At 37.7% G+C, this 8468-nt stretch carries 6 protein-coding genes; 2 read left to right on the forward strand and 4 right to left on the reverse strand.

The features are described from left to right. Together GJU43_RS22885 and GJU43_RS22500 are read left to right on the forward strand one after the other, a co-directional pair. Nucleotides 1–2860, forward strand: a 2860-nt coding sequence (locus GJU43_RS22885) for a beta strand repeat-containing protein (protein WP_370455690.1), incomplete at its 5' end; no start/stop codon positions are given. Between the two features lie 21 nt (nt 2861–2881). Then, the gene (locus tag GJU43_RS22500) at nt 2882–4123 is read left to right on the forward strand and encodes a gliding motility-associated C-terminal domain-containing protein (RefSeq protein ID WP_154344149.1); all 1242 of its coding nucleotides are present in this window, start codon (nt 2882–2884) and stop codon (nt 4121–4123) included. A 167-nt stretch (nt 4124–4290) separates the two neighbouring features. On the opposite strand, the gene GJU43_RS22505 is transcribed toward GJU43_RS22500, so the two are convergent. From GJU43_RS22505 to GJU43_RS22520, 4 genes are all read right to left on the reverse strand, one after another. After that, nucleotides 4291–4836: a hypothetical protein gene (locus GJU43_RS22505; RefSeq protein WP_154344150.1), complete on the reverse strand. Its 546-nt coding sequence runs from the start codon at nt 4834–4836 to the stop codon at nt 4291–4293. Between the two features lie 574 nt (nt 4837–5410). Further along, nucleotides 5411–6103: a DUF6090 family protein gene (locus GJU43_RS22510; RefSeq protein ID WP_154344151.1), complete on the reverse strand. Its 693-nt coding sequence runs from the start codon at nt 6101–6103 to the stop codon at nt 5411–5413. Between the two features lie 161 nt (nt 6104–6264). Next, nucleotides 6265–7191: a type IX secretion system membrane protein PorP/SprF gene (locus tag GJU43_RS22515; RefSeq protein ID WP_154344152.1), complete on the reverse strand. Its 927-nt coding sequence runs from the start codon at nt 7189–7191 to the stop codon at nt 6265–6267. 62 nt (nt 7192–7253) lie between these two features. Beyond that, nucleotides 7254–8468: gliding motility-associated C-terminal domain-containing protein (locus GJU43_RS22520; protein WP_154344153.1), on the reverse strand; the 1215-nt coding region annotated here is incomplete at its 5' end.

Raw genomic sequence — 8468 nt, forward strand, 5'->3', positions numbered from 1 at the left:
TACCTATATAGATGAAAAAGGGGGTTCGAATGTGTTAAACCTTAAAAGTTTAATCGCTCAGAATGAAACCCTGACCACCGCCATATTCGATCCGGCAACCGGAATTTTGGTGTATAAAGATGAAAAAGGAATCGACAACTCCATTAATCTGGCTGCGATGATTCCGAATTTTGAAACCCTGACCAGTATTTCGCAGGACGCTACAGCCGGAACGATTACCTATGTGGACGAAAAAGGCGTTTCGAATGTGTTAAACCTTAAAAGTTTAATCGCTCAGAATGAAACCCTCACCACCGCCACATTCGATCCTGTAACCGGAATTTTGGTCTATAAAGATGAAAAGGGAATTGATAATTCCATCAATCTCGCTGCCATGATTCCCAATTTCGAAACGCTGACCAGTATTTCGCAGGATGCCACAGCGGGAACGATTACCTATGTGGACGAAAAAGGCGTTTCGAATGTGTTAAACCTTAAAAGTTTAATCGCTCAGAATGAAACCGTCACCACCGCCACCTTTGATCCTGTAACCGGAATTTTGGTCTATAAAGATGAAAAGGGAATTGATAATTCCATCAATCTGGCAACGATGATTCCGAATTTTGAAACGTTGACCAGTATTTCACAGGATGCCACAGCCGGAACCATTACCTATGTAGACGAAAAAGGAGTTTCAAATATCTTAAACATCAAAAACTTAATCACCCAAAACGAAACCCTGACTTCTGCCACTTTTGATCCGGTAACGGGAATTTTGGTTTATAAAGACGAAAAAGGAATCGACAATTCCATCAATCTCGCTGCCATGATTCCCAATTTTGAAACGCTGACCAGCATATCACAGGATGCCACGGCAGGAACGATTAACTATGTGGACGAAAAAGGCGTTTCGAATGTATTAAATCTCAAAAGTCTAATTGCTCAGAACGAGACCCTGACCAGCGCCACCTTCGATCCTGTAACCGGAATTTTGGTCTATAAAGACGAAAAAGGAATTAATAATTCCATTAATCTCGCTGCCATGATTCCTAATTTCGAAACGCTGACCAGCATATCACAGGATGCCGCGGCAGGAACGATTACCTATGTGGACGAAAAAGGCATTTCGAATGTATTAAATCTCAAAAGTCTAATTGCTCAGAACGAGACCCTGACCAGCGCCACCTTCGATCCCGTAACCGGAATTTTGGTCTATAAAGATGAAAAGGGAATTAATAATTCCATTAATCTCGCTGCCATGATTCCTAATTTCGAAACGCTGACCAGTATTTCGCAGGATGCCACAGCGGGAACGATTACCTATATAGATGAAAAAGGGGTTTCGAATATTTTAAATCTCAAAAGCTTAATTACGCAGAACGAGACCTTAACTTCGGCAACATTTGATCCCATAACCGGTATTTTAACTTATAAAGATGAAAAAGCGGTAAATAACACCCTTACTCTTTCGGCAATGGTGCCTAATTTCGAGACGTTGACGAGCATATCGCAGGACGCTACGGCAGGAACCCTGACGTATCAGGCCGAGAGAGGAGTTCCGACAGTCCTGAATATTGCACAGCAGGTACAAAATCACCAATCTGTCACGACGCTTGAAAATACAACCTCTACTCCGGGGCAATATGTGTACACCAGCGAAAATGGGACAACAACAACCCTAAATAGTACCCAAACAGGTACCGGAAGCCCCCTCACCGGGCCAAAACCGGGCGTTGCCGGAGATTTATATGTAGATACTACTACGGGCAATCTGTACAGTTATAATGGTACAACCTGGATTCCACAGTCTTTCAACGACTGGCATGTAACAGGTAATGCCGGAACAACACCCGCTACTAATTTTATAGGAACTACAGATGCGCAGGATTTTGTTATCAAAGCAAATAATTTGGAGCTGGGCCGGTTTTATGGCACTAAAACCAATAGTGTTTCTCTGGCGGGAGGAACCATTACGAGTAATGACCAGATTTCCATTGGTAATCAAGCTGGTTTAGACGGTTTGGCCGATGCTTCAGAAGGTAGTGTTTATATTGGAAATACTGCTGGTTTAGAAGCAAATTGTTTTTCGTGTCTTGGTATAGGACAAGAATCATTGGCAGTTAGTACAGGAGGAAATGCTAATGTGGCTCTGGGGCTTTCTGCGGGTTCACTAACTACTAACCTTGAATTTACCAACATGATCGGTTTTGGTGCCGGAAATAATGCCAGTGGCAGCTATAATGTATTTATAGGAGCGACAGCTGGAAATTTTTCAAATGGAAATGAAAACATATTTATAGGGGTTGCAGCAGGACAAAATAATACTAAAAATTCAAACATCGTTATTGGGAATCTATCCAGTCCTTTAATTTTTACTAACAGTATTGCATTGGGCAACGGTACCCGAAATACAGCCGATAATGAATTTAAAATTGGAGGGAATGGTGGTGGTAGTTATCCTTTATATGATTTAGTGATCCCCAAATACTTAAATACCCGGGATGATACCGCTATCACGCCTCAAACGAATATGATTTATACCGATATAAAAGGTAAATTTTTATCAGCTCCCTATTTTGAAGGAAGTATTCTGACCTATACTCCTGGAGGTAATCCTTCAGTAGTATCAACAGCTGAAGTAGCCGCCAATGGAATTATTCTGATCAACAGTGTTTTTCCAACAACTGTTCCTTTGCCAGCTGCCACAGCTAGCAAAGGAAGAAAGTATACTATTAAGAAAATTTCCGGAGGTTCAGATGTAACTATTTCTGCTGTTTCAGGATTAATTGACAGTGCCCCTACTTTGCTTTTATCAGTTGTGAACGAAGGAGTCACTCTGGTGAGCAATGGTACTGATTGGTTTGTGATTGCAAAATTTTAATTTTTTTAATCTTTTATAACGATGAAAAAAATATTCTTATTATTTTGTCCATTATTAGCTATGGCACAGACCCATAACACAGGTGTTTTCGTAATAAGTCCGCAGACAAAGGTTAGTACAGTAGGGGCTTTAACCAATACTGTAAATGGTACTGTACTGAATGACGGGGAATTATATGTGTACGATGATTTTAGTAATGAAGGCTTAGTTACTTTTACACCCAATACCAAAACCGGATTAACCGTATTGAAAGGTTCTAAAGGAATTCAGAATATTAGTGGAAACAGTCCTATCGACTGGAATAATCTTCAATTGGACAACAGTAGTATTCAGCCCGCTTTTACTTTATCGAACGAAGTAACTGTTTTCGGGGAGGCGAATTTTTTAAAGGGCATTGTAAACTCTAATGTTGTTGATAGTAAAATTATATTCGAAAGCACAGCAACCGTTATCAATGCAAGTGATGCCAGTCATGTGGACGGCATTGTCAAAAAAATCGGCGCTACCGCATTCGAATATCCTATTGGTGCTTCCGGATTTTATCGGTATGCCTCGCTTTCTGCTCCAGATGTTAGCACTGATTCCTTTACCAGCCAGTATTTTTTTGAAAATTCTGATGCCCTTTACCCGGGCACTAAAAAAGAATCTACAATAGAATTGATTGATCATGCTGAATACTGGAAAATTGAAAGAACAAATGGTGCCAGTAATATTATCTTAACCTTATCCTGGAATGAAGCTACAACTCCCGCTGCCGTTATTGCCGCTCCTTATGAAAATATTCATATTGTCCGCTGGGATCCTGCAGCAAGTCAATGGACCGATGCCGGAGGTGTTGCTGATTTTTCCGCAAAGGAAGTTACTACTCTTATGAAACCACTTACCAGTTATGGAATTTTCACTCTGGCTCGTGTTAAAGCTTCCAATACCACCGTTTTAAACTGCGCCGGAGAACCCGTCGAAATAATGAATTTAATGTCTCCGAACAACGATGGTTTAAACGATTATTTTAGAATTCTGGGACTGAGTTTATGCCCCAATAATAGACTTGAAATCTTTAACCGTTGGGGGGTAAAAGTTTTTGAAACTAGTTCCTATGATACGAAAGGTAATATTTTCGAAGGTTTTTCGGATGCCCGACTGACTCTAAATAAAGGTAAATTATTGCCTGCCGGAACCTATTTTTATGTATTAACTTTTAGGGATGAAAACAGCACCGTGAAACAGAAAGAAAAGATTGGGTATTTGTTTATGACGTACTGAGTGGCAGTTTGAAGTCTCAGTTTTCAGTCGCAGTCTCAGTGGTCAGTCTCAGTCTCAGTGGTCAGTCTCAGTCGCAGTCGCAGTTTTATTATGATGACACAATTTAAAAAATAACCTTTAGTTATAATAATACGCTTATAACAATACTCAGCCAGTAAACACTGAGACTAAAAACTATTCTTTATCAAATAAATATCCAGATAGGATTGTTTTTTAATTCCCCACTTTGTTCCGTCTGAAAAGACTACTTCGTAGGGCCGCGCGGCAATTATCTTTTTTGCGTCACTTGAAAATTCTTCAAAAATTACGGAGGAAGTTTGACCCTGTTTCAGCAGATTGGTATAGAGACCACAGCTTTCACCGCGATTATAAAAAGACCTCAGATTTGAAGGTTCTGCAAGAGCATTCTCTGTATACCATTGAAATTTAATAGCCTCAATGTTTTTCCTGCTTACATTTTTAAAGGTGAGACTGATATTTTTAAAGGTGGAGTATTGATTTTTAAATAGTCTTTTGGATATAATTTTAACAGGATAATCATTCCCGGAATCATTTTTAAAATATTTAGCCTTAACCATTTCATGCGAAGACTTAGTGGAATCCTGATTCACCACCGTATCAGAAAGTACTTCGCGTACATCACCAGAGCTGTTTTCCTTCTTTTTTTGGCAGGAAAGTACTAACAGTATCAGTATAAAAATAATTCTTTTCATAATTCTTTTCCCTTATTTTAAACCTTAATTCTTCGCAATGTGACTAAAAAAAAATTCAACTTTTAATTGCTGAATAAAAACAATTCTTTTCCTAAAAAGCCAATCAAAAAAAAACATTTTTTACCAGAAATAACAGAACTCTTTCCGCTTTTTTCTAAACCATTATGCTTAAAATACTTTCATCTTATGATCTGAAACCGCTGGACATTCCTTTTCTTTGAGTACCCTAAAACAAATACAACAAATGAATATCGTAAGGAAGATTGCCAAAATTCCAAAAACCCACGATATTCCATTTAAAGTCAGTCTGCCCAGCAATTCGTCGTCTCTTTTTGATAAAATACGACAAACAACATTCAAAATTTTATAGATAAAAATACCTGTAAGATCAATTATTAAAAAGAAAACTGCCATAATAATGGTCGTAGTTTTAAACACAAAATCATTATCGTTTATAAAAACATCCCAAAACAAAATAAAGCTTAACAGTAAAAAAGCAGCTAAGGCACAAGTAACTGAAATTTTGAAAAATCTTAACATCGTTAGGTCTTTAAATTAGTAAAAAGTAAACTTTTTAGCTTTTATCTTTTAATTCCTTAAGAATAGAATCAATTAGTACTATGTTTTGGGTATATACAGTATCACAGTTTAATGCGGCTTGTCGTGCTATATCAAACATTACTTTTGAGCGTTGTGGCAGAAACATTTCTTTCTTAGTTCTTGCATTTGTTGCATAATCCGAAAGTATTTTAATTTTATCATTATAACTATTTTCCACTTCTGTAGTTAATGGTATTCTTCCTTCATAAAAGAGCAGTATCTGTTTTTTTAATTTTCTGTTTTTAATAAAACCTATTTTACCGCTTGACTTAAACCCTTCATAATTACCTCTATTAAATTTATGTATTAAAAGATTCAGATGAATTGAAATATCCTGCTTATTTTTTTCTAAACTATCAATATACTTTTCATCGATCTCCAGAAAATTACGAAACATTTCTGTTGCTTTTTTCACCTCTTTGCTGTAATGCTGCTGATTGACTTTTTCTTCTTTCAGGTCCTCCTTCAGATCCCCCAGAAATTCGGCTGTTTCTTGTTGCTGATGCCTTTCTTCACTCCAGCTGTGCAGTGAAATAGACAGTGTAACCGCAAATACAATAATTACAATTTCAGATACAAAATGTTTTACTTTCCCGAGTAGGCTCTTATTCTGATATTTTTCAACTGCAGTGACATTATGCAGATGTTTTCTTAATTCTTCTTCCATTTTTAAAATTGTTTATTATTTATATTCTTTTAGAAATCAATGCCATCCTAAGCGGAGTCGAAGGGCGCCCTGAGCGAATTCGAAGGCTTTTTTACGGGAATAGGGTTCCGACTCCGCTCAGCCTGACATCCGTTTTGAATTACATTCAATAAGTTATTCTTTTAATAAAAACGCGTTGGCGAACAGGAGCAGTCTTTAATGATCCGTACCGGCAGGTCAAATCGTAAAAAAAGTTCATGGGATCCCGAATTGTAATTTCCCAGATTCATGGTATCAGCATCGTAGGTATAACCCGCAAAAAGTTTCTTTGTAATTTGAAACCCTGCCAAACCACTTACTGCTGCATCCCATCGGTAGGCTGCTCCTAAAGTTAATTTGTCAAAAAATAAAAAATTGGCTGAGACGTTCAGATTTAATGGGCTTCCCTTCACAAAATCAGTTAACAGTGCCGGCTTGAACTTAACATCTTCAGAGAGATTAAAAACATGTCCTGCCATTAAGTAATAATGAACTCTTCGTTGTACGAGAAGCTCTTTATTGGGAGTGAAATCTTTCGTATCCAATACTATAGGTGCTGAAATTCCAACGTAAGTATCTTTTGACATTAAATATATTCCTGCTCCTACATTGGGTGAAAAATCATTTGAAATACTGTTTTGGAAAACCGGATCATTAGGATTATACTCCTGTAACTTTGTATAATCGACGTTCAATAAGGCGGCATTTGCTTTTAGTCCAAAAAACAGCCAGTACTCATAATTTAGACGAATGTTATAAGAGATATCGCCTGAAAACAAAGTTTCGTTTGAAGGTCCTACCTGATTATGTATAACGGATACCCCCAATCCAACTTTTTCTGAAACAGGGCTGCTTACAGCAAAAGTCATTGATTTTGGAGCGCCTTCAAGCCCTATCCATTGCATTCTGTTTAAACCTGTAATACTTAAAGCTTCTCTGGTCCCTACATACGCCGGATTTAATATGGCTGTATTATACATATACTGTGTGTATTGTGAATTTTGCTGCCCTACTACATTTAGAGTGGCTAGAAATAGCCATACGAGGGTAATACCAATATTCTTTTTCATCTGTCCTTGATTTATTTTATGGTATGATTTGAAAATAAACACACCATTCATACCTTCAACTTTTATTTTTTGACGTAGAGATAACCTGCTTTTTCTATCGTTGTCCCATCTACTTCATAACGAAGTATATAAAAATAGGTTCCTGTCGGTACACCTGCTTTCCTATTAATAGTTGCCCTGCCTTCAGATATCCCGCGGAAGACATTATTATTACTTCCATACTGACTGGTTTTAAAAATCTGAACACCTCCTGAATTAAAAATCTCCACGGTATTATTAGGAAACTGTTCAAGTCCGTCTATTTTGAAATAATCATTTAAACCATCGTCATTCGCTGAAACAGCATTATAGACAATTACTCCCTGTATTTTAATGGATGCTTCTGCCCTGTTATTTTCTTCGTTAAAATCTTTAGGATTTGATGCCTTTAAATACGCTACGTTAAGATAATCTCCTGTTCCTTTTACTTTTGCTGTAATAGTTAAGGTCTGATTTTCTTTTGCTTTCAATACCGGCATACTCCAAATTCCATTCATTGCATTGTATGTTCCGGAAGAAACATTCGAATCGACATATTCATATCCTGTGGGAAGCGTTTCACTAATTACAACCTCTTTAAAATCATGAGTTCTTAAATTTTCAGCTTTGATTGTAAATACTACATTTTGCCCTATTCCCGGCAATGGATTATCTACCACATTTTGTATACTAATATCCGAGCATGAATTTATGGTTAAAGGGAAAATAACAGAAACGATAGGATCACATTTCGTGGTATTAATGTAGTCTACATTGACTGTCGCTTTTCCCACAGTATTCCATACAACCGTTACAAAATCATCTGTAGGCTGTCCTCCTGCTATGACGGTTCCTTCACTGCTAACCAACCAGTTGTAATCAGACATTCCGGCAACTATTTTGTAGGTCACCTCGTCAAACACGCAGGATGCAGCACTCCAGTTGGGAGCCGGTTCTATACTATCATTTTTAATATTGACCTTTACTGCTAAGCGTACCGGGCTTTCACAACTTCCTGATTGTAGCGAACCGTAATAAACAGTACCGTGTATTAAAGCCGTCGTGGCAGGAATTACTTTTCCGTCTTTTGGAGCATCAAACCACGTCACATTGCTTTCTGTTGTAACCAAATCCGATACTTTAGCGTGGTCATCTTCACAAAATTCCTGAGTTTTTGCTCCCGTTGGCGTTTGAGGGTCACTTAACGTAACCGTAACGGCCAATCTCGTTGGACTCTCGCAGGTTCCTACTTTTAAGGA

The sequence above is a fragment of the Flavobacterium sp. LC2016-23 genome (assembly GCF_009674775.1).
Taxonomy (GTDB): Bacteria; Bacteroidota; Bacteroidia; order Flavobacteriales; family Flavobacteriaceae; genus Flavobacterium.